This is a genomic window from Dysgonomonas sp. Marseille-Q5470, from assembly GCF_951230145.1.
GTDB lineage: Bacteria > Bacteroidota > Bacteroidia > Bacteroidales > Dysgonomonadaceae > Dysgonomonas.
This window is the reverse complement of sequence record NZ_CATNVE010000002.1, coordinates 596,984-618,027: the sequence shown is the minus strand read 5'-3', so window position 1 is coordinate 618,027 and position 21,044 is coordinate 596,984. Positions and strand designations below refer to the sequence as shown.

16 protein-coding genes and 1 tRNA gene are annotated in these 21,044 nt (G+C 36.8%); 6 read left to right on the top strand and 11 right to left on the bottom strand.

The window, feature by feature from the left end; translation table 11 throughout:
- Entirely contained in the window at positions 1 to 1,077 is a 1,077-nt protein-coding gene (gene corA, locus QOX35_RS05865) for a magnesium/cobalt transporter CorA (RefSeq protein WP_283686149.1), read from the bottom strand.
- Between the two features lie 140 nt (positions 1,078 to 1,217).
- Between corA and QOX35_RS05860 the strand changes: the two genes are divergently transcribed.
- On the top strand, positions 1,218 to 2,849 hold the full coding sequence (locus QOX35_RS05860) for a sulfatase-like hydrolase/transferase (protein ID WP_283686148.1): 1,632 nt from the start codon (positions 1,218 to 1,220) through the stop codon (positions 2,847 to 2,849).
- Positions 2,850 to 2,868: 19 nt separating this feature from the next.
- Here QOX35_RS05860 and QOX35_RS05855 read toward each other — a convergent pair whose 3' ends face one another.
- Positions 2,869 to 3,549 (bottom strand): response regulator transcription factor, encoded by a 681-nt coding sequence (locus QOX35_RS05855; RefSeq protein WP_283686147.1) that lies wholly within the window; start codon positions 3,547 to 3,549, stop codon positions 2,869 to 2,871.
- Positions 3,546 to 4,958, bottom strand: coding sequence for a sensor histidine kinase (locus tag QOX35_RS05850; protein WP_283686146.1), 1,413 nt, complete (start codon positions 4,956 to 4,958; stop codon positions 3,546 to 3,548). Before QOX35_RS05850 ends, QOX35_RS05855 begins: the two co-directional genes overlap by 4 nt.
- 376 nt (positions 4,959 to 5,334) lie before the next feature.
- On the opposite strand from QOX35_RS05850, the gene QOX35_RS05845 reads away from it, so the two are divergent.
- Together QOX35_RS05845 and QOX35_RS05840 are read left to right on the top strand one after the other, a co-directional pair.
- A complete protein-coding gene (locus QOX35_RS05845) occupies positions 5,335 to 6,915 on the top strand; it encodes a peptide chain release factor 3 (RefSeq protein WP_283686145.1) in 1,581 nt (526 codons plus the stop codon).
- A 1-nt stretch (position 6,916) separates the two neighbouring features.
- Positions 6,917 to 7,672 (top strand): lipopolysaccharide kinase InaA family protein, encoded by a 756-nt coding sequence (locus QOX35_RS05840; RefSeq protein ID WP_283686144.1) that lies wholly within the window; start codon positions 6,917 to 6,919, stop codon positions 7,670 to 7,672.
- Positions 7,673 to 7,697: 25 nt separating this feature from the next.
- On the opposite strand, the gene QOX35_RS05835 is transcribed toward QOX35_RS05840, so the two are convergent.
- From QOX35_RS05835 to QOX35_RS05805, 7 genes are all read right to left on the bottom strand, one after another.
- Positions 7,698 to 8,498: a glycosyltransferase family 2 protein gene (locus tag QOX35_RS05835; protein WP_283686143.1), complete on the bottom strand. Its 801-nt coding sequence runs from the start codon at positions 8,496 to 8,498 to the stop codon at positions 7,698 to 7,700.
- A gap of 16 nt (positions 8,499 to 8,514) precedes the next feature.
- Complete coding sequence (locus QOX35_RS05830; RefSeq protein ID WP_283686142.1) at positions 8,515 to 8,808, bottom strand: hypothetical protein; 294 nt, start codon at positions 8,806 to 8,808, stop codon at positions 8,515 to 8,517.
- Positions 8,809 to 8,842: 34 nt separating this feature from the next.
- A complete protein-coding gene (locus QOX35_RS05825; RefSeq protein WP_283686141.1) occupies positions 8,843 to 9,655 on the bottom strand; it encodes a DUF4296 domain-containing protein in 813 nt (270 codons plus the stop codon).
- 2 nt (positions 9,656 to 9,657) lie between these two features.
- On the bottom strand, positions 9,658 to 10,284 hold the full coding sequence (locus QOX35_RS05820; protein ID WP_006842932.1) for a lipoprotein signal peptidase: 627 nt from the start codon (positions 10,282 to 10,284) through the stop codon (positions 9,658 to 9,660).
- A 99-nt stretch (positions 10,285 to 10,383) separates the two neighbouring features.
- Positions 10,384 to 10,764, bottom strand: coding sequence for a TraR/DksA family transcriptional regulator (locus tag QOX35_RS05815; RefSeq protein ID WP_006842933.1), 381 nt, complete (start codon positions 10,762 to 10,764; stop codon positions 10,384 to 10,386).
- A 53-nt stretch (positions 10,765 to 10,817) separates the two neighbouring features.
- Positions 10,818 to 14,228, bottom strand: a complete 3,411-nt coding sequence (gene ileS / locus QOX35_RS05810; RefSeq protein WP_283686140.1) for an isoleucine--tRNA ligase — start codon at positions 14,226 to 14,228, stop codon at positions 10,818 to 10,820.
- A 259-nt stretch (positions 14,229 to 14,487) separates the two neighbouring features.
- Positions 14,488 to 15,732, bottom strand: a complete 1,245-nt coding sequence (locus QOX35_RS05805) for a dicarboxylate/amino acid:cation symporter (RefSeq protein WP_135105123.1) — start codon at positions 15,730 to 15,732, stop codon at positions 14,488 to 14,490.
- 171 nt (positions 15,733 to 15,903) lie between these two features.
- Between QOX35_RS05805 and QOX35_RS05800 the strand changes: the two genes are divergently transcribed.
- Both QOX35_RS05800 and QOX35_RS05795 read left to right on the top strand, forming a co-directional pair.
- Positions 15,904 to 15,979: transfer RNA gene (locus QOX35_RS05800), tRNA-His, on the top strand.
- Positions 15,980 to 16,460: 481 nt separating this feature from the next.
- The gene (locus QOX35_RS05795; protein ID WP_283686139.1) at positions 16,461 to 17,684 is read left to right on the top strand and encodes a phage tail-like protein; all 1,224 of its coding nucleotides are present in this window, start codon (positions 16,461 to 16,463) and stop codon (positions 17,682 to 17,684) included.
- 239 nt (positions 17,685 to 17,923) lie between these two features.
- On the opposite strand, the gene QOX35_RS05790 is transcribed toward QOX35_RS05795, so the two are convergent.
- Positions 17,924 to 20,017, bottom strand: coding sequence for a M3 family metallopeptidase (locus QOX35_RS05790; RefSeq protein ID WP_283686138.1), 2,094 nt, complete (start codon positions 20,015 to 20,017; stop codon positions 17,924 to 17,926).
- A 427-nt stretch (positions 20,018 to 20,444) separates the two neighbouring features.
- Between QOX35_RS05790 and ruvA the strand changes: the two genes are divergently transcribed.
- Complete coding sequence (ruvA, locus tag QOX35_RS05785; RefSeq protein ID WP_283686137.1) at positions 20,445 to 21,026, top strand: Holliday junction branch migration protein RuvA; 582 nt, start codon at positions 20,445 to 20,447, stop codon at positions 21,024 to 21,026.
- Positions 21,027 to 21,044: the final 18 nt, after the last annotated feature.

Genomic DNA, 21,044 nt, shown 5'->3' with positions numbered 1-21,044 from the left:
TTAAAACCATTTCTGTCTTCTTATCCAAAGGTAAGAAAGAACCGCAATCAATATAAGAGTTATCCAAGCTCCGAGATAACCATATTTCCAATCCATTTCGGGCATCAGCTTGAAATTCATACCCCAAACACCTACCATAAATGTCATTGGAATAAATATGGTAGACACTATCGTCAATCGTTTTATAATATCATTCATCTTTAGGTTATTGTTATTATAATACAAGTCCAGAAGGGAAGTCAGCGACTCATGGAAAGATGCCAAGTTGCCCAAGATAGAGCGCATACGATCATCAAAGTCATTATAATAAACAATATTTTCCTCTTCTATCAATTTGTTGGTGTTATGCAAGAGGTTGACAAATTCTTCGCGCAGAGAAGTTATGGTACGCTTTATATGCATATAATCGACCCGGCATTCGTGCATCAAACGCAGAATATCGATAGACCCTTTGCCTTCTATCAAATGATCTTCTACATCAGCCAGCCTGTCTTCAATATCCATTACAGTATTCACATTCGCCTGATTCACGGCGCTCATCAAAATGTATAGAAGGAAGTCAGCTCCTTTCTGACGCACTACAACATTATTCTCTTCTATATTTCTTTTTACATCATCAAAAACAGGGATTGCTGCCTCCTGAAAACTAACAACAAAGTTCTTTCCAAGAATAAACCCAATCTGCATATCGTCAATATCTGTAGTATCTTTTACCTGATAAAAGAGAGACATCAGAACAAATGAGATATTTTCATACCCAACGGCCTTTACAACTTGTCTGTTTCCTAGAAGGTCCTTAATATCAAAACCGTGTAGTCCAAGCTCTTTACAAATTCTATATACAGTATTAGCATCAGATATCCCTATTATCTTTATCCAATTTACCTTCGTTGTATCTATCTTATCCTTAATAGATTCTTGCAATTGAATATTCCTAACCTCCAGACGTGTCGTATCATATTGAACGAGTTCAATAGACATCGGAATATCCTTATCGCCAAGATATACGGGTTTGGTTAATAGATAATTGTTTCGTGAAACTTTATTCTTCGATTTTCTGGTGGTTCGTTTACTCATACTGCAAAATTATGTTTTGAGTGATATTAAACAATATCAAAAGTAAGAATAAAATACTATATTTGTCGACTCTAAATCCGTATTATTTAAACTAAGGCAGATTTACTGACGATAAATTATTAACACTTGTGATGTAACCAATGAACGAAATATACAGCATATTAAAGAAAAAGAAAATACAATTCTTTTTCTTATTTTATATCCTACTCCTACTGCCTATACTGTGCCCTTTAGCTCAAAATTTTACTTTTTTAGACAAAGTTGCTGTTTTCTTGGTCTGTGGTTTATTCTTTGCTGCTATCTGGATCTTATCGCTATTTATCAGTTCCAGATCTGAAAAGATCATATACTCCATCATGTTGGCTATCTCGATTATTCCGGGATCAATCTATCTGGCATACTTACTGTTTGCACACGTTATGCTTGAGCAAAACAGTGTGACCAGTCTATTCGAAACCAATCCCGAAGAGAGTAAAGAATTTATAGCGCATTATCTGAGCATGTGGGTTATAGCCGGAGTTGTAGTATATGCTGCGATACCTATCGTGATGATCTGTAAAATGCGATCGTTCAGAAAGCTCAAAATAAAAGAATATAAAACGCTGTTTATATTGAGTATAATAACAATAATAGCCATTGTTGGCATAGGCAGGGTATCACGGTCTGTATATTTCATCAATTTCTACAGAACATTTATCAGCTATAAGATCCGTACAACCCATGAGGTAAAAGAGATACAAGCACGTCAAAGCTTAGATTATGAAGTAAAAACTAACCATAAGGACTCTATCCCTCAAATCATGGTATTAGTGATTGGCGAATCACTGAACAAACATCACATGTCTCTCTACGGCTATCCAAGAAATACAAATCCCTTGTTGTCACAATACGGAGACAGCCTTGTTGTATATAATGATGTAGTAGCTCCACATGTGCATACAATTCCGGTGGTTCGTTCTTTATTATCGATGAACGAAGTAGATCATTCGGAATACTTCACAGAGAAACCATCTATGTACGAATTATTCAACCGTGCGGGATACGAAACATACCTTATAAGCAATCAGAGATTTAATGACGAAATGCGGGCAAGCTACGACATACTGCTATCGCTTGCGAAAAAAAGATATAATCTGGCATCTTACAGGCAACACGATGATATTGTCCTTCCCATATTAAATAAAATACTGGAGAAGAATGACAAAAAAGATAAATTGATTATCATACATCTCATAGGGAATCACATGGCCTATGAATTCAGATATCCCAAAGAATACATCTTCTTCAACAACCAAAAAGACGGCTTGGTGAAAGATGCTCCATACAGAGACGAAAAAGCAAAAAAAGCAATAGATGCTTACGACAACTCTGTTCTCTACAACGACTATATAGTAAACAGCATTATCGGTTCTCTAAAAAAATTACAGCATCAAGATGCAGCCATGATCTACTTATCCGACCACGGAGAGGAAATGTACGATTACAGAGATTTTGCAGGTCATGCTTATGAAAAAGTATCACCAACGATGAGCGAAGTCCCTTTTCTTGTATGGCTATCGCCGTCATACAGAAAATTCAGGAAAGATCTTGTCTTTGACAAAAACAGAGTTTATTCGTCAGCAGACTTTATTTATTCTGTATCCGATCTGGCAGGAATAAATTATGTTGATTATGAAGACTCGAAGAGCATATTCTCCACGCATTTTGTTCCTCGTGAGCGTTATGTAGGAGAAAAAAAATATGAAGACATAAAAGAGAAGTTTGAGAAATAGAAACTATCTGCCGGTGTAATCAGAAAATCATTTTATAGCCTATTCCCCGAATATTTATAATTTGAATTGTAGGGTCTAAAGCTAACTTCTTACGCAGCTTTACGATAAACACATGCAGACTGCGTGTATTAAAGAAACTATCATCGCCCCAAAGCTCAATCAGTACAGCTTTATTCTCTACGATATTATTCTGATTAGAACAAAGACGTTCCAATATAGCAGCTTCACGGTGAGAGAGGATTTCAGTACGTTGAGAGTGAACCAATTTCTGCATCAAAGGATCGAATGTATATTTTCCTATCTCATATATTTTATCTTGAGGGATCTCCGTTTGCGCTCTGTTTAGCAAAGCCTTGATACGCACAATGAGCTCATCCATTCCGAAGGGCTTCTTCAAGTAATCGTTTCCTCCTATTTCAAACCCCTGAACCACATCGTCCGTCCTCGACTTAGCACTTAAGAATAAGATCGGGGTTTTCTTGTCACTTTTACGTATCAGCTGAGCCATTGTGAAACCATCCATTTTTGGCATCATTATGTCTGCCACGACAATATCGGGCTTCAACCGATGAAAAAGCTCGAGTCCTTTTTCCCCATTAACTGCTATATCAACAACAAACTCCTTTTTCTCTAAAGCATCTTTAACGATCATAGACAAGGCCGGTTCGTCCTCTACTAACAATACATTTATCTTATTCATCCTATCATTATTTCGAAACAGGTTCCTTTACCTTCCACACTTTTTGCTTTAATATTCCAGCCATGCTTAACAACAATCGTCTTTACATAAAAAAGCCCTAAGCCATATCCTTTAACATCGTGAACATTACCTGTATGAACACGGTAAAACTTATCAAATATCTTATCCAAAGACCCGTCCGGAATACCGATTCCGTTATCACATACAGATAAAACAATTTTGTTTCCCGACTTACGTGCCGACAACCGAATCTCTACCGAATCGTTGGAATATTTGATTGCGTTTTCAATCAGATTACTTACTAGATTACCAAAGTGCAATCGATCGGCTTCAATACTCAATCCTTCAGGTTGTATATCTATTACAAATGAGGTTGGTTTTACAGTGTTCAGCAAAAACTTATTTTTCTGGCTTTCAAATATGCTGCCCACTTCTATATTTTCCAAATTCAGTTTGAGGTTTTTCCGCTCTTCTACCGACATCGTTAGTATCTGTTCCACAAGGCTATTCAGATACATTAACTGCTCACGTGAAATATCAAGATATTCTTTTCTTTTTATAGGGTCATCGCCAAATCCAAAGTTTTGGAGGGAATCTACAGCCGCGTAAGTAACTGATATCGGGGTTTTAAGCTCATGTGTCATATTATTTACAAAGTCTGTTTTTATTTCATCTATTGTTTTTTGTCTTAATATGATTTTAAGTAAATATATAAAAGTCACAATTAGTAAAATAACCATCAATACAGAAACGGAGGTCAACCCCCACATACCTTTAAAGATATACCACTTAGGATTATCCATATACAAATAATAAGTATGTATCTGGGTTTTGAGACCTTCTAAAACATATTCCTTACTATTCTTAAAATCGAAAGTTCCTTTAGGTATTTGAGTCACCAAGGTATCTCCAATAGATGTTCTACACTGGATAACATGAGGTATATCGAATCCTTGTGCAGACAAATCGGCACTCATAATACTATCCAAACGTACTAAGTCGAGTGGGGTTATTTCTCCAATAGCAGACAAAAGTCCTTTCTTGATTTGTATCGTTACCTCTTGCAAGTCTGCGTAAATAGAATCAGAGCTACTTTTTTCGCCTCCTCGTTCTTTGGAGAAACTCATACTAATGGTTGTCTTACCTTTGCCGGAGTTATAAGTCTTTGTTTCTACAGAAGCAGGAATACCATTTTCTGCTTCTTCCTCTTCAGCATCCTGGGCAGATATGGTAGACATTCTGATTGCCAACTCTTTGAAGGAACTGCTTTCTGCCGTATTGTTTATTACTGTTTCTAACTTCTCATATTGCTGGTTATAGAAATTGACCAACCAATAAGCCTGATAAGAGCAAACCAGAATTAACAAACTAAAAATGACGATCGCTATGGATTTAAATCTGAACTTCATACATGAATTCATTATCGATAAAGCAAATGTAAACAATAGCTTAGAAAGAAAAAATAGTGATAACACTAAATAACAGTAGAAAGACAAACTATGATACAAATGATTTCGATAAAATTATCTTATATAAAGACAGTTATAGTTACAAAAAATAAAATACAGACACTTTTTGTAACAGAGAAAAGGTGACAATAAAAACAGATCGAAAAGGTGTTACTTTTGTCACTTTTTATTAGCTATATCATTGTTTACTAATATTTAACAGAACATTTATATTTTGTCACTTTTTTAACTAACATACAGTTCTCTATTGCTTGCTGGGATAGGCATATTATATCCGCTTTTTTTAGTACTTTTGCAACTTATTACGGAAAAATCAATGAGCGAACTTAAGAAAGAAATACAAAAAAGACGCACTTTTGCTATTATAAGTCACCCCGATGCGGGTAAAACAACCCTTACTGAAAAGTTATTACTATTTGGAGGGGCAATACATGTTGCCGGAGCAGTAAAGTCAAATAAGATAAAGAAAACTGCTACATCGGACTGGATGGAGATAGAAAAGCAACGTGGTATTTCTGTTGCCACCTCCGTTATGGGATTCGAATACGATGGTTATAAGATCAACATACTCGATACTCCCGGTCACCAGGATTTTGCCGAAGACACTTATCGTACCCTGACTGCAGTGGACAGTGTGATCATTGTTGTCGATTCAGCGAAAGGAGTTGAAGCACAAACACGCAAGCTGATGGAGGTCTGCCGTATGCGCCATACTCCTGTCATGATATTCGTCAACAAGATGGATAGAGAAGGTAGAGATCCTTTTGAATTACTAGACGAACTGGAAGCCGAATTACAAATCGGGGTTCGTCCTTTGAGTTGGCCAATCGACAGCGGACAACGTTTCAAAGGAGTTTATAATATATATCAGGAAAAATTAGACCTATACACTCCAAGTAAACAAACTGTTACGGAATCTATAGGTTTTAAAGATATAAATAGCCCTGAGCTAGAAACATACATTGGAGTACCCTTGGCGGCAAAGCTGAGAGATGACATCGAGTTGATTGACGGAGTATATCCCGAACTGGATATGGATACATACCTCAAAGGACAAATTGCCCCTGTATTCTTTGGATCGGCTCTCAATAATTTCGGGGTAAAGGAGCTCTTGGATTGTTTTGTAAAGATTGCACCGTCTCCACGTCCTGTAGAGGCAATCGAGCGTGAAGTAAAACCTGACGAACAGGCTTTTACGGGATTCATATTCAAGATACATGCCAATATGGACCCTAATCACCGTTCATGTATTGCCTTTGTTAAGATATGTTCAGGAAAGTTTGAACGGAATGTAAACTATAAACATATGCGATTGAACCGTTCGATGAAGTTTTCCTCTCCTACAGCCTTCATGGCTCAAAAGAAAGAAACTGTAGATGAAGCTTTTGCGGGTGACATTGTAGGTCTGCCTGATACCGGGAATTTTAAGATCGGGGATACACTCACATCGGGAGAAGATTTACACTTCAAAGGTTTACCTAGCTTCTCTCCTGAAATGTTCAAGTATATCGAAAATGCTGACCCGATGAAGTCGAAACAACTTCAGAAGGGAATAGACCAATTGATGGACGAGGGTGTAGCACAGTTGTTTACAAACCAATTTAACGGACGCAAAATTATAGGAACTGTTGGGCAGCTGCAATTTGAAGTAATCCAATATCGCCTATTGCATGAATATGGTGCTCAGTGTAGATGGGAAGCAATCAACTTGTATAAAGCTTGTTGGATAGAAAGTGACAACAAGGAACAACTAGCTGACTTTAAAAAGCGTAAGGCTCAATATATGGCAGTAGATAAAGAAGGACGAGATGTCTTTCTTGCAGACTCTAACTATGTATTGATGATGGCTCAACAAGATTTCAAGGATATAAAATTCCATTTCACTTCTGAGTTTTAAGATGGTAGAAATTGTTATTAATCCCGAATATAAATATCTGGAAGGTTTTGTAGAAAATCTTTCTGCCTCTTTTGCTTATGAAGGTGAAACACTATATGCTGCTCGGAATATTATAAAACTATTTGATGTAGATGGGTTTAAGGTAAACGTGAAGTTCTTTAAAAAGCCTATTTTTATCAATCAGATAGTATACAGGACATTTAGAAAGTCTAAAGCTCGACGCTCATACGAATATGCCTTTAAGCTAAAGGAAAAAGGGCTTCATACTCCCGACCCGATAGCGTATATAAAAGAGACTAAATTTGGGTTGCTTAAAAACAGCTTCTATATATCAAAGCATGAGTCTTTTGATGGCACAATGCGTGAACTAAAAACATCATTCCTCTCAGAAAAGGAAGAACTGATAAAGCAGTTTGCAAGGTATACAGCCGACCTGCATGAACAGCAAATACTCCATTTAGACTACTCTTCTGGGAATGTCTTATATAAAAAGGAGGGAGACGATTATACCTTTTATCTGGTAGACCTTAATAGAATGGAGTTTGATAAACCTATCACTATGGATACGGCTTGTTTTAACTTCAGGCGATTATGGGGTAGCGATGATATGATTTTCTTATTTATTAAAGAATATGCCCAAAACAGAAACTTTGATGTAGAAGATTGTCTTAAACGGACGTTATACTACAGGAAGAGATTTTGGGATAATTTCACAAAAAAGCATCCGGGTTCTTCACCATACATAACAAGCTACTAATCAGTTACAGAAAAAAAAATATTTATTAATATTTATCTAACCCATTTTGGCAATAGGTTCCTTCACTATTAATAGTTTCTAAGAAAGTTTTGTGATTCTGATTGACTTTGTCTCTACTATTGATAGGATGATCAAGGTGATATCCTACTGCTCCCATCTTTAAGAATTGTCTTTTTATTCCGGCAAAAATAAGTCGTGCTCCTAACTCATTATCTTCATATCCCCAACCAATAATATCTTCGTTATATCCGTTTACCCTTAGCAAATCCTCTTTCCAAAAAGCGATATTACACCCCCGAACAAGGTAAGGATGATTTACTTTATATATGAATCGAAAATAGTTTTGCAAGAATCTTAACCTTAATCTATTGGGTTGAAAGAATGAAGACCATGAAAAAGGAATATCCACCGTGCCATTCCTTAATATCTCCGAGCTAGACTTTGGCGATAACTTCACTCGACTTCCTTGTGTGAAAAAACTCTTTTGAGCAAATAAATAATGATCTTCTATAAAGTGTTTTTCTAGAATAATATCTCCATCTATTTGAACAATATAATCACCCGCAGCTTTCACTATAGCTTTATTCCTTATTTCAGACACCCTGAAGCCATTATCTTCTTGCCATACATGAATAAGTTTGCATGGGAAAGACTTCTGCATCTCTTCTATTAGTTCTCTTGTATCATCTCTTGAACCATCATCCGCTACGATTACTTCTATTGGTAAATATGTTTGATTGATGACACTAAGCAATATAATTTTAAGAGCTTCTGGCCAATTATATGTTGATATGATAAGTGTGATAGAAAAGTCATTATTATTCATGAATACTATTTACAAATTAATAGATATAAGATGTTAAGTCCTCTATATGTGTTATATTATATTTCTCGTAAGAAAACACCAACGACTTATTGGGGTTGATAAATAAATCCCTTTTAAGTCGATCTTGCAAATTCACCTCTACACCCACTGGATAGAAGAGTAGTAATCCCGAATAAAACTCTGTTTTTTCGACCTCACTCCTAAATGAGAAAGCATTAGTTATCTGCCCTTTATCATTTACCTCTATAATATAATTTTTCAGATATATATTCGGATATATAAAGGTATAATGCGAATAATAGCGTTTCATTTCAAAACTTTGAAGGTATAGGAATTTCGATTTTTTAATTAGGCTCCGGACGACCTAGACTTTCCTTACGGATATTATCTGTTGATCTGTTCGGTTGCCTTGTAGAAAGACCGTCTTTATGTCTTACAACAGCTACAGAATCTATATAGCTTATATTATGTATCAAGACATTTCCACTACTCGTATTATTTTTAAGGTGTATATACCCTGATATGCCGTTCAGTAAGCTATCAGGTAACGAAGGTTTACTTATTGAATAATGACTATTACTTTCGATAGGAATCCTTGTTTTAACTAAGGTGTCCTTATAATTGAAATAAATTGCAGCCTCAGCTTTTTGCTTAGCGCTCAATCCTTGTATATCAAACTTTAGGTGAAAATCGGATATATTCTTTATACTCTTCATCTTCAATGTATCTATATTGAAAGAAAGAGTTGGAGTATAACTATTCAGATAGTAAAATGGAGGTATTATCAAATTACTCTGAGCCCCCCTGCTCAGCATCGCAGATCTAGAATTTAGAAGCGATTCATTTCTAAACTTGAGGCGTGCGGCTACAGTATCATTTATTGCTGCGTAATATTGTATATTATCCGAGTACCACAAAAGAGATGTATCTAGTTCGGCTTGAGTTATATTATGCTTTTTGAGCACTCCCGCCACTAACGCATCTTTCATGTCATCAGACCTGAATTGAGGATCGTCATTGAAAATAGATTGGGCTAGCCTTATATCGTATAAGACATCTGTCATCTTATCGGGAGAGATTACATATCCCGGTCTTCTTCCGCAAGAGCTAAACAGAATAAGAATAGAAATAATGATATAAATAACAGATCGTTGCATAATTATGCTTTGCCGTTTTTTTCTAAAGATAGCGCAAGAGTCTTACGATAGAAAAGAAGAAGGATAAAAATACCAACAGTAATAGCTGAATCAGCTATATTGAATATAGCACTGAAGAAAACAAATGGTTGTCCGCCCCATACAGGAACCCATGAAGGGAAAGTGCTTTCGATCAATGGGAAGTACAACATGTCTACAACCTTACCATGCAGCCAGCTAGAATATCCGTCTCCCAAAGAAACAAAGGACGCCACATGCCCAGAGTAGCTAGCTGAAAATATTTCGCCGTAGAATACACTGTCTATGATATTACCAAATGCTCCGGCTAATATAAGCGATATACAGATGATATATCCTGTCTTATATCTCCCGTTAATCAGCTTGTATAAATAATAGCCAATAAAACCGATAGCTACGATACGGAATATGGAAAGGAACATCTTTCCGATGAATTCCATCCCAAAAGCCATTCCGTTATTTTCTACAAAATATATCTTGAACCAGCTTGTTATTTCAATACTCTCAAAAAGAGACATATGGGTCTTCACCCAAATTTTAGATGCTTGATCTATCACAAGAACGAGTACGATTACTAGGATTGCTATCAGTCCTTGATTCTTTTTCTCCATATATCAGCCGATTCCTGTAAAGAAAACGAAGAAAAAACAGGCATAATTCACCCTTGCTTTTTCTTCCTTTCTTCTATGCTTTTTTTATTTAATTACTACTTATTTTACTCCGCTGTTCTTAGCCTCAATACTTAATGTAGCATGAGGAACAGCACGCAATCTTTCTTTCGGTATCAATTTACCTGTTTCGCGACAAACGCCGTATGTCTTATTTTCGATACGAATAAGAGCCGATTGAAGATTTTGGATAAACTTCATCTGGCGTTGAGCCAAACGGCCGGCTTCTTCTTTCGACAACGTAGATGCACCTTCTTCCAGGACTTTGAATGTCGGTGAAGTGTCAGTAACATCATTCCCATCGGCATTTGTTATAGCCGCTCTCAACTCTTCATATTCTCCTTTAGCTTTATTTAGCTTCTCAAGAATAATATCGCGGAATTCATTTAATTCCTCATCAGAATATCTTGTTTTTTCTGCCATAACCGTTAGTTTTATAATTCCTGTTTCTTATTTTACTTAAAGATAATACATTTTCAGACTTTTTCAACAGATATCTGTAAAATATAATCATCCATATCAATATTTTGCCCATCTACAGACTCCAACAGTTCTATTTTGTCAGCAAGTACCTGTGACGCTATGTAATTATTATATTCCGAGACAGTTTCTCTTATCTGCTCCAAGTCTGTCAATTTTATATTTATTCTGTCAGTTATTTCCAGTCCACTGGATTTACGTATATTTTGTATACGGTTTACCAGCTCGCGGGCTATACCTTCTTTTCTCAGATCGTCTGTTATTGTCACATCAAGTGCAACAGTCAGTTTTCCTGCATTAGCAACCAACCATCCCGGTATATCTTCAGATATGATTTCCACGTCAGCCAATTCTATAGTAGCTGTTTGTCCATCAATATCGAATGTATATTTTTCTTCTTTTTCGAATGTAGCGATAGCTTCCTGACTCATCCCCTGAACTTCTGCGGCAAGCTGTTTCATGATCTTACCATAACGAGGCCCAAGTTTTTTGAAATCGGGTTTTACTTTCTTCACCAAGATACCGGCAGCATTATCTACATGCTTAAGCTCTTTGACGTTTACTTCATTCAATATCAGTTCGCGCACAGCATCCAAATCTTTTCCTTGCTGATCATTCAACACCGGTATCATAATCTGTGTCAATGGCTGACGTACCTTGATATTGGTCTTACGGCGCAAAGCTAAAACAGCGGATGATATATCTTGTGCTATTTGCATACGTTCTTCCAAATTCTTATCTACTACTAATGGATCATAAGTAGGGAAATTCGAAAGGTGTACCGACGCTACTTTTTCATGCTCTGTTACAACAATCAAATCACAGAAAAGTTTATCGGCATAGAATGGAGATATCGGAGCCATAAGTTTGGCTATTGTCTCCAAACATGTATATAAGGTCTGATATGCAGATAATTTATCTTTTGTCATCTCTCCTCCCCAGAAACGCTTTCTATTGAGGCGTACATACCAGTTGCTGAGATTATCATTTACGAAATCAGAGATAGCACGTCCGGCCTTTGTTGGTTCGTATGTATTATAATACTCATCCACATCCTTGACTAGCGTATTCAACAATGATATTACCCAACGATCAATCTCTGGTCTTTCCGAAACAGGTATCAAGTCTTCCTTAAAGGAGAAGTTATCCACGTTTGCATACAAAGCAAAGAATGAATAAGTATTATAAAGTGTTCCGAAAAACTTACGGCGCACCTCTTCTACTCCCTCTATATCGAACTTAAGGTTATCCCAAGGCGATGCATTGGTTATCATGTACCAGCGCAATGGGTCTGAACCATACTTATCTATTGTCTCAAAAGGATCGATAGCATTACCTAAGCGTTTCGACATCTTTTGTCCGTTCTTATCCAATACAAGTCCGTTGGAAACAACATTTTTAAACGATATGCTGTCCTTAAACATTGTAGATATAGCATGTAGAGTAAAGAACCATCCACGGGTCTGATCTACACCCTCAGCTATAAAATCAGCCGGATATACTTTTGAAAATTCATGTTCGCTGATATTTGGATAAAATACCTGAGCAAAAGGCATTGCCCCCGAATCGAACCAAACGTCGATCAAATCTTTCTCGCGTGTCATTGCTTGTCCCGAATCGGATACAAGTATTATATCATCAACATACGGACGGTGAAGATCTATTTTCTCATAGTTTGCCTTATCCAGATTTCCGACTTCGAAACCTGTCCAAGGTATTTCTTTCATCACACCGGCATCTACGGCTTTTTGCATTTCGGCATAAAGCTCTTTCATCGAACCGATGCATTTTTCTTCTTTTCCATCCTCTGTTCTCCATATAGGAAGAGGCGTTCCCCAATAGCGGCTACGGCTGAGATTCCAGTCCTGCAGGTTTTCGAGCCATTTTCCAAAACGGCCTGTACCTGTCGATTCCGGCTTCCAGTTTATTGTCTTATTGAGTTCTATCAAACGTTCGCGACAAGCAGTGGTACGTATAAACCAACTATCCAGCGGATAATACAATACCGGTTTGTCGGTACGCCAACAGTGCGGATAGTTGTGCACATGACGTTCTATTTTGAATGCGCGATTTTGTTGTTTCAACATCACACAAAGATCGATATCTAAAGTTGTTGCATCTGTAGGAAGCGTGTCGTCGTATTCGTTTTTTACATAACGACCGGCATATTCCTTATATAGCTCAACATTTACATTATCACTAACAAAGCTAGGATCTAAATCCTCTAAGTTAAAATACTTACCGGTGAGGTCTACCATCGGACGTTGATTCTCGTCTTTGTCCAACAGAAGTAATGCAGGTACATTATTTGCTTTTGCTACACGGGAATCATCTGCACCAAATGTAGGAGCTATATGTACAATCCCTGTACCATCTTCTGTGGTTACGAAGTCGCCTGCAAGAACTTTAAATGCACCTTCTCCCGGATTAACCCATGGAATCAGTTGTTCGTATTCCATTCCGGCCAAGTCTTTACCTTTCCATTCTCCTACAATCTTATAAGGTATAAGCTTATCTCCTATCTTATAATCTTCAAGAGCTATGTCTTTAGCTTTCTCATTGAACATGCTGAACAAAAGAGACTGTGCCATTACAGTAGTTATCTTATTTCCTGTATACGGATTGTAAGATTGTACCGCTACATAGGTTATCTCGGGTCCTACAGCTAGTGCCGTATTGGACGGAAGAGTCCAAGGGGTTGTCGTCCAAGCTAAAAAGAAAGCCTCTCCAAACTGAGACATTTCAGCCTTCGGAGATTTTATCTTAAACTGTGCTACACAGGTTGTATCTTTCACATCACGATATGCACCCGGCATATTCAGTTCGTGTGTACTAAGTCCTGTTCCGGCGGCCGGCGAATATGGTTGTATTGTATAACCTTTATAAAGGTAGCCTTTGTTATATAGTTCTTTCAGTAAGAACCAAAGTGTTTCTATATAACGATTATCGTATGTGATATAAGGGTCGTTCATATCTACCCAATATCCCATTATGCGGGTAAGGTTCTCCCATTCCCCGGTATATTTCATTACCTCTTTGCGACAGGCATCGTTATATTCTTCTACTGTTATTTTCTTGCCGATATCTTCTTTGGTTATACCCAGTTTCTTTTCTACAGCAAGCTCCACAGGCAAGCCATGAGTATCCCATCCTGCCTTACGGTTTACAAGAAAACCTTTCATAGTCTTGTAACGGCAGAAAATATCCTTAACCGATCTAGCCATAACATGGTGAATACCGGGCATACCATTAGCCGACGGAGGTCCTTCATAGAAAACAAATGATGGCGCTCCGGTGCGTATTTCCAAGCTCTTTTGGAATATGCCTTCTTTATCCCATTTTTCTAATATCTCTTTGTTGACATCAGATAAGTTAAATCGATTATATTCTGAAAATTGTTTACTCATAATGTAAAATAACCTGCTTAAAAAATTGAGGACAAATATAATGAAAAAATCTATACGGTATAGTGTACGATTTTACCTTAGTTAATATAATAAGGTAAAAAAAGATAATTCACAATGATCACGACTGATTGCAAATAAATACAAAACTCATGCCAAAGAATAAAAACAAAAAAGTAACAAAAGTAACAGATTCGTATCTGTTTTTTGATGTCACTTTTTTATTTCGGATGTAAACACCCTATATTATTAAGAGATAAATTTATGATGCATCGATAAACTGTTTCTTTACCCAATCCTTTCCCTCCGCCAAACGGGTTACCATCATTGCACAAACCACATTACCCGTAGAGTTGAGCAGTGTAGCCGGAACATCAATTATAGTACTTATAATCATCAATGTAGCAGCAAACTGAGGTGAAAATCCAAAGATAGAACAAATCAACAACTCGCCCGTCATACCTCCGCTTGGGATAGCTCCTACAACGGCAGCAGATAGTACGGCAACACCTATAATCATAAACATATTCGAAGAAGATGTTATCTCTTGCCCGAAAATAGTAAATAGAAATATAATTTTCAGAACACCACCTATGATAGAACCGTCCTTGTGCATGTTTGTACCTAACGGAATCACTGTTTCGGCAATACGCGAGGGAATACCCATCCGCTTAGAAGCTTCTATATTAACAGGAATACATGCCGCACTGGAAGATGTGGCAATCGCCGTAAGCGATGGAGTCAATATATTCTGCCAAAACGAAACAAAGCCTTTTTTGCCTCCCGCCCAAAACACATATATAGAGTTGAGCCCGAAAAAACTAATTCCTGTAAGGATGAGGAAAAGAATGAAAACATGCATATACCCATTCAGTATCTGTCCGCCCAGATTCCCAACCGTATCGGCAAAGTAACAGCCTAGTCCGATAGGAGCCGCTTTCATTATTATATCCATCATTTTCATAATTACATGAGTGGAAGCATTTAAAAAGTCTGCCACTATTTTTCCTTTCGTACCCGAAAAAGAGGTAGCCAAGCCAAAGAAGATAGAGAATATAATAAGAGGCAGCAAATTCGCTTTTGTAAATAGCTGCTGAAAGTCAGAAACAGTAAAGACATTCACAAATATTTCGGCAGAAGTCAATTGTTTTACTGTTTGTTGGGGCAGCCCTAGTAAAAATTCCGACTGATTAACTCCTCCTAGAGGATTATATAAGAGGGTAAAAAGATAGGATACGGCGGCGGCCACAACTCCGGTAAAAAGAAATACAAAAACAATGCTTCCTATCACTTTACCGACCATATTAGAGTCGCGCATGTTGTAAATAGATGATGCTACACTAAAGAAAACAAGCGGCACGATGAGCACAAACATCAAATTGAGAAAAATATCCCCCACAGGCTTTACAACACTAGCCCCTTCTCCAAAAATAATACCGCAAATACCACCAATCAGAATACCGAGAAGCAAAAAGATCGTAAATGCGTAGTTCTTCAAAACATTCATTAATCAAACTCTTATATAAGTCGACAAAAATACACTTTCATTTCGAAATATCTGTATTAAAAGAACATAGATTTTATAAGCGAAGAGTCTAAATAAAAAAGATTAAGATTTTTCATCATACCCCTTGCTAATACAAGAAAAATGCATATATTTGCACCGCAATTGCAAAACGGTGGTTGTAGCTCAGTTGGTTAGAGCGTCGGATTGTGGTTCCGAAGGTCGCGGGTTCAAGCCCCGTCTTCCACCCTGGAAAAGAAACTGTTAAATAAACAGTTTCTTTTTTTATTATATCATATATCCAAACTTGGAATACTTCCTCTTTAAGTGATGATTCTCTCTCATTCAGCACAATAACAAAATCCCTTTCCAAAAAAGATGGAAGACTTGTTCAACAACAATCAATATTCTTTTATTAAAATTGAATATTGTATTTATAAAAAATAAACATTACATTTGCAAACAAACTTTGACACGAACTCATTTAACATAACAAACTTTATAAAACAAAATTTAAACCGTTCGATATAAGGAAATTTTACAAAATTAATACCCAGAGAAAATCAAACTATAGTCTTTAACACTAATAGATAATAAAATATTACTCTTTTATCTATTTTGTAATTTGTTTGCACAAAGCATTTTGGGCACACCATACACACAAACATATTATTATATTGAAATGTCAGGAATTTCAGACTTAAATACACAAACAATTAACTTTTACATTTATGACAACAAACAATTTACTTAATTACTTTTTAATTCACCTTAACGGATTAAAGGAAAAGACAAAAACAAGGAAAGCAAAAAGTTTCGCTTACCTATGTATGACCTTTGCTTGCTTTATGATCACAAGTAATGCTACGGGACAAGTAACAATAGGTTCGAACGTCTCACCGGAGGGAGGTTCTATTTTAGACCTAAAGGAGTTTGCGGCCAAAAGTCAAAACCAAACATCAGACAAAGGTGTAGTTCTGCCTCGTGTACTACTTACAAACAAAAATGAGTTATACCCTATGTATTGGAATACCTCTACAAGCTCTGAACAAACTGAATACACAAACAACAAAGCAGAGTTAAAGAAGAAACATGTAGGAATGACAGTATTTAATTTAACAAATACCGGCGACTTTGTTATTGGAGTACATATCTGGACAGGGACAGAATGGAGAAAAATAGACGACAGTCCGGTTATACAACCTCAAATCACATCCTTAATATGCAGTAGTTCTCAAATGACACCTAATACCTATACGGCAAATGTTCCTTTCGAAGGAATACTAAAAGTACCTTATTTAGGAGGAAATGGAGGATCATACTCAGGAACTGCCGCAACATCAATAGATAATGGACTATCGATAGAACGAATTGGAGGTAAACTTGCCTACGGAGGAGGAGAAGTTATGTACCGAATATTTGGGACACCGATAGCATCATCTCCAACAGCAGCAACCATACCTTCTATCGACTTTTTAGGTCAGACTTGTAGTAATATAAAAATCGGTGACGGCATGATAGGCATAAACCTAAAAAACTTAACCAGCGATATTACTATCAGCACAACCTATAATAGTGTAAATGGAGACCATGCTCAGGCCAACCAACTTCCATTCGGCGATATCACAATAAATGAATCGGGAAGCTACGCGTTCTCTCTACGACTTTACGGCCGAATTGGAACAACCACTCAGAATCGTTTACCATTCTATATATATCTTCAAAAAAACGACAAATCTACCCTTATAGATGCCGCTGAAATCGACGTAGTAGTTTTAGGGCTACCAACTAACCAACAAGATTATAGTTATAGCGTAACACTAGGAGGAACATTTGATGCAGGAGATAAGGTTATTATCAGTATGCTTAGACCGGATTTATCGAACTGGACATTAAGACAGGGATTAAGTTCAACCAGTGCTATACGCACCAGCCTTATTTACTGGAAGCTTTAAACATAAAACATTATTAAACAGCAAAATATTGAATAAAGCATATCGATTAACACATTAAGGTTAAAATAAAACTACTTAAATAAAAAACTCAGAAAGTTTGTAATACATTAAGTCTATAATTGGAGTTGTCTCTTTCGATGACAACTCCTTTTTTATTGATGCAATAAGATTTAACCCTTCCATAAAAAAAGAGTCATCGGAAAACCCCGACGACTCTTTTTATAATATTTTCTCCGACTTTATTTCTTTATACCGTTTCTTTCCAGCAATGCATTTACAGTAGGTTCTTGCCCTCTGAATTTAACATACAAAGTCATTGGTTCTTCGGTATTCCCTTTCTCTAAAATGTTTTCACGGAACGAACGAGCTGTATCTTTGTTGAAAATACCCGTTTGTTTGAACAATGCAAAAGCATCTGCATCCAATACCTCCGCCCATTTATAACCATAATATCCGGCAGCATATCCTCCGGCAAATATATGGCTGAATGATGTAGACATATTAGTGCCTTCTACTACTGGCAACAAGGCTGTTTTGTCCATTGCCTTACGCTCAAATGAGATCACATCACCTGTATATGGTTGCTCTAAAGTATGCCATGCCATATCAAGGTATCCGAATGATAATTGACGATAGCAGAGATATCCTGCATTATAATTGGCGGCATCTACAAGTTTCTTTACAAGATCAGCAGGTATTTTTTCTCCTGTTTTGTAATGAACAGCAAACTTATCTAGATATTCCTTTTCTGTTAACCAGTTTTCCATTATCTGAGAAGGCAGCTCTACAAAATCATGTAAAACATTTGTACCTGAGAGTGTTTCGTAAGTACATTTAGTTAGCATACCATGCAAGGCATGTCCAAACTCATGAAGGAATGTTTCTACCTCGTCGAAAGTAAGCAAAGCAGGCTCAGTCTCTGTTGGACGTGTAAAGTTCATCACAATAGTAACAAACGGACGAGAGTCTTTTCCTTTTTCTACATACTGCCCTTTAAACTCAGACATCCATGCTCCTTGGCGTTTTCCTTCACGTGGATGAAAGTCTGTATACAGAACAGCCAAAAAATTACCATTTTCGTCTAACACATCAAATGCTTCTACTTCGGGATGATAAACCTGTATTTTAGTATTCTTTTTAAATGTGATTCCATACAGATCTGTAGCCAGGCCAAAAACACCTTTCTTTACATTTTCCAATTCAAAGTAAGGACGTACCAATTCATCGCTTACACTATATTTAGCATCTTTAAGTTTTTCTGAATAGAAAGACCAGTCCCAAGGTTGCAGGTCTATTGCTTTTCCTTCCATTCCTACAGCAAAGCCTTCTACCATCTTCACATCTTCACGAGCCGCCTGTGCATAAGCGCTAAATAAGTCATCCAACAAGCCGTAAACATGCTCCTTATCTTTTGCCATCTTGTTCCGTAATGTATAAGTAGCATAATCCGGATAGCCCAAAAGATTCGCTATTTGCATTCTGGTTTTAGCTATTTCTTTTACATTCTCCTGATTGTCGAACTCTCCACCGGCTACACATTTTGTATTGTATGCCATATATAGTTTCTGACGAAGGTCACGGCGAGTAGAATATTTCATAAATGCAATATAGCTAGGCGCAGAAAGGTCAAACATATACCCTTCTTTTCCTTTAGCCTTTGCTTTAGCTGCCGCAGCATCTTTCACCATCTGAGGCAATCCTGCCAAATCAGCCTCATCTGTCAGAAGCATCTCAAATTTATTACTTTCTTTCAAAGAATTCTGTCCAAAATCTAAAGTCAATTGGCTCAGCTTTGTAGAAAGCTCTTTATATGTATCTCTATCTTTTCCTACGAGTGTTGCCCCGCTATTTTCAAAGCCACGGTATGTCTTTTCTACCAAACGGATTTGCTCGGGTGTAAGGTTCGATTCCAGACGTTTATCATAAACAGCCTTCACTTTTTGAAACAAACCTTCATTCAATGTTATAGAATTGGAATGTTCCGAAAGTTTTGGTTGAATACGCTGTGCTATTTCCATCATCTCATCATTGCTCTCGGAGCTGAGTAGATTAAAGAACACTGATGTTACTCTACTTAACAGCTTTCCGGACTCTTCCAAAGGAACGATTGTATTCTCGAAAGTAGGAACGGCCCTGATCATTACGATCTTGTTTATTTCAGCCTGATGCTCTGCTATTCCTTTTTCTATAGCAGGTTCGTAATGCTCGTTCTTGATTTTATTGAACGTCGGGGTATCGTAAGGCGTTTTATACGCCGAGAAAAACGGGTTTTGAGCTTGAATTGTAGTCATAGCTATTGTTAATAATAAAACGAAAAAACACTTTTTTTTCATATAATTCAAATATTTGAGGTTATCAATTATCTCTTTATTTAACTTCCATTATCAACTTTACCGATACATAAATGATTTGCTTGATTTAGGACTCTATTTATCGTTATAGTTTTAAATTAAATAATTCAATGGAAACATACAAAGGTACAAAAAGTAACACAAAAATCTTACCTTTGCCCATTAAATAAGAAGCCTGAATGGCAAACACGAACAAGAAAGATAGAGTATTTGATTTTTCATTTTTAGATTATTATTTAATGGCATACGCAAAGAGGCGTGATATAAGAATTTGGATTTGATAGCAAATATCCTTAATTTATCATACGTATGCTACATAAAACGAAAGTTAAACAACCTCTAAATCGTCTTGAAATATACTTTTTTTAATATTTACACGTTATAAATTAGTAAAATTTACGAACCGATTATGATAGATTATATAAAAGGGGATATTGCTGAACTGACCCCTACTTCCGCTACACTCGAAACACATGGTATAGGTTATTTTATTAACATAAGCTTAAATACATATACCAGTATCTCAGGACAAAAGAGTGCCAAATTATACATATATGAGGCAATAAGAGAAGACGCCTACCAGCTATATGGTTTCTCCGAAAAACAAGAACGTGAACTATTCATCTTATTGATAAGTGTCTCGGGCATAGGAGCAAGCACGGGTCGTATGATTCTATCGTCGATGACTGTGCAGGAATTAACAAACGTAATAGCCTCCGGCAATTCGGATATACTAAAAACCGTGAAGGGTATAGGCACTAAGACCGCCCAACGTGTAATTGTTGACCTGAAAGATAAAATCAAGGTCAGTGGAATTGAGTCTGTAGAGATGTTTGCAAAAACAAGTCAGGCGGGAGAAGAAGCCATCGCAGCACTGGTAATGTTAGGTTTTCCTCAGCAGGCTTCGCAAAAAGCAGTATCCAAAATATTGAAAGACAAACCGGACAATACTGTTGAGCAAATAATAAAGACGGCACTAAAAATGCTCTGATCATTCACTCTATTTATA

What these genes read in the sequence shown, in the direction of transcription:
- corA (WP_283686149.1), bottom strand. Translation starts at nt 1,077, where the DNA reads ATGAGTAAACGAACCACCAGAAAATCGAAGAATAAAGTTTCACGAAAC.
- QOX35_RS05860 (WP_283686148.1), top strand. Translation starts at nt 1,218, where the DNA reads ATGAACGAAATATACAGCATATTAAAGAAAAAGAAAATACAATTCTTT.
- QOX35_RS05855 (WP_283686147.1), bottom strand. Translation starts at nt 3,549, where the DNA reads ATGAATAAGATAAATGTATTGTTAGTAGAGGACGAACCGGCCTTGTCT.
- QOX35_RS05850 (WP_283686146.1), bottom strand. Translation starts at nt 4,958, where the DNA reads ATGAAGTTCAGATTTAAATCCATAGCGATCGTCATTTTTAGTTTGTTA.
- QOX35_RS05845 (WP_283686145.1), top strand. Translation starts at nt 5,335, where the DNA reads ATGAGCGAACTTAAGAAAGAAATACAAAAAAGACGCACTTTTGCTATT.
- QOX35_RS05840 (WP_283686144.1), top strand. Translation starts at nt 6,917, where the DNA reads ATGGTAGAAATTGTTATTAATCCCGAATATAAATATCTGGAAGGTTTT.
- QOX35_RS05835 (WP_283686143.1), bottom strand. Translation starts at nt 8,498, where the DNA reads ATGAATAATAATGACTTTTCTATCACACTTATCATATCAACATATAAT.
- QOX35_RS05830 (WP_283686142.1), bottom strand. Translation starts at nt 8,808, where the DNA reads ATGAAACGCTATTATTCGCATTATACCTTTATATATCCGAATATATAT.
- QOX35_RS05825 (WP_283686141.1), bottom strand. Translation starts at nt 9,655, where the DNA reads ATGCAACGATCTGTTATTTATATCATTATTTCTATTCTTATTCTGTTT.
- QOX35_RS05820 (WP_006842932.1), bottom strand. Translation starts at nt 10,284, where the DNA reads ATGGAGAAAAAGAATCAAGGACTGATAGCAATCCTAGTAATCGTACTC.
- QOX35_RS05815 (WP_006842933.1), bottom strand. Translation starts at nt 10,764, where the DNA reads ATGGCAGAAAAAACAAGATATTCTGATGAGGAATTAAATGAATTCCGC.
- ileS (WP_283686140.1), bottom strand. Translation starts at nt 14,228, where the DNA reads ATGAGTAAACAATTTTCAGAATATAATCGATTTAACTTATCTGATGTC.
- QOX35_RS05805 (WP_135105123.1), bottom strand. Translation starts at nt 15,732, where the DNA reads ATGAATGTTTTGAAGAACTACGCATTTACGATCTTTTTGCTTCTCGGT.
- QOX35_RS05795 (WP_283686139.1), top strand. Translation starts at nt 16,461, where the DNA reads ATGACAACAAACAATTTACTTAATTACTTTTTAATTCACCTTAACGGA.
- QOX35_RS05790 (WP_283686138.1), bottom strand. Translation starts at nt 20,017, where the DNA reads ATGAAAAAAAAGTGTTTTTTCGTTTTATTATTAACAATAGCTATGACT.
- ruvA (WP_283686137.1), top strand. Translation starts at nt 20,445, where the DNA reads ATGATAGATTATATAAAAGGGGATATTGCTGAACTGACCCCTACTTCC.